The organism is Dietzia sp. SLG310A2-38A2 (assembly GCF_014145095.1).
GTDB lineage: Bacteria > Actinomycetota > Actinomycetes > Mycobacteriales > Mycobacteriaceae > Dietzia.
Window position 1 is genome coordinate 1 of record NZ_JAALDX010000504.1, and the last position, 1,374, is coordinate 1,374.

A 1,374-nucleotide genomic window follows, 5' to 3' on the forward strand; every position below is an offset into this window, starting at 1 on the left:
ACCCGGACACCCCCAGCCCCTCGGTGTTACGGAACCCCGCCACCGCCGGTAGGTCACCGACCCGCTCGCGGGCACCGGCGGCGATGGCCCGGGCGATCGGATGTTCGGAGGCGTCCTCCACCGCGCCGGCGCCGCGCAACACCTGCGACTCGTCCTCGCCATCCGCCGCGGTCACCGAGACCAGCGCGGGCGTGCCGGTGGTGACGGTGCCGGTCTTGTCCAACACGATCGTGTCGACCCGGCGGGTGGACTCCAGGACCTCGGGGCCCTTGATGAGGATGCCCAGCTGCGCGCCGCGGCCGGTCCCGACCATGAGGGCCATGGGCGTGGCCAGGCCGAGGGCGCACGGGCAGGCGATGATGAGCACCGCGACCGCGGCCGTGAACGCCATGGAGGTGCCGGATCCGGTGATCAGCCAGAAGGCGAACGTCGCGGCCGCCAAGACCAGGACGGCGGGGACGAAGACCCCGGAGATGCGGTCGGCCAGGCGTTGCGCGGCGGCTTTGCCGGATTGGGCGTCCTCGACCATCTGCGCCATCTGCGCGAGCTGGGTGTCCGATCCGACGCGGCTGGCCTCGACGATCAGCCGACCGCTGGTGTTGACCGTGCCGCCCACCACGGTGTCGCCGGCGGAGACCTCGGTGGGCACGGACTCGCCGGTGACCATGGCGGTGTCGACCGCGGAGGCGCCGTCGACGATCCGGCCGTCGGTGGCGATCTTCTCGCCGGGGCGCACGATGAACTCGTCGCCAACCTGCAGGTTCTCCACCGGGATCCGGGTCTCGACGCCGTCGCGCAGCACCGCGACGTCCTTGGCGCCGAGCTCGAGCAACGACCGTAGCGCCGCCCCGGCCGTCCGCTTGGACCGGGCCTCGATGTAGCGGCCCAGCAGCACGAAGGTGGTGACCCCGGCGGCGGCCTCGAGGTAGATGTCCCCCGCGCCGTCGCTGGGCGAGAGCGAGAACTCGAACCCGTGGGTCATCCCCGGCATGCCTGCGTGGCCGAAGAACAGCGCGTACAGCGACCACAGCAACGCGGCGGACGTGCCGATCGACACGAGGGTGTCCATGGTGAACGAGCCGTGCCGGATGTTGATCGCCGCCGCGCGGTGGAACGGCCACCCGCCCCACACCACGACCGGCGCGGCGAGGGTGAGAGAGAGCCACTGCCAGTTGGTGAACTGAAGCGCCGGGATCATGGCCATGGCGATCACGGGCACCGCGAGCACCGCCGAGACGATCACGCGGTGGCGAAGGCTCTCGACCCGGTCGGGGGCCGCGGTGTCGTCGGTGGCGTTGCCGGCGTGCCCCGTCGCGGCGGCGGCACCGCCAGCGTGGCCCTCGCTCGGGGCAGCGGACGTGCCGGGGCGGGGCG

General features: G+C 72.8%; 1 protein-coding gene. It reads right to left on the reverse strand.

Annotated features, from left to right (window positions below; all coding sequences use genetic code 11):
• On the reverse strand, nucleotides 1-1,374 hold a 1,374-nt coding region (locus G6027_RS16255), incomplete at both ends, for an HAD-IC family P-type ATPase (RefSeq protein WP_241727203.1).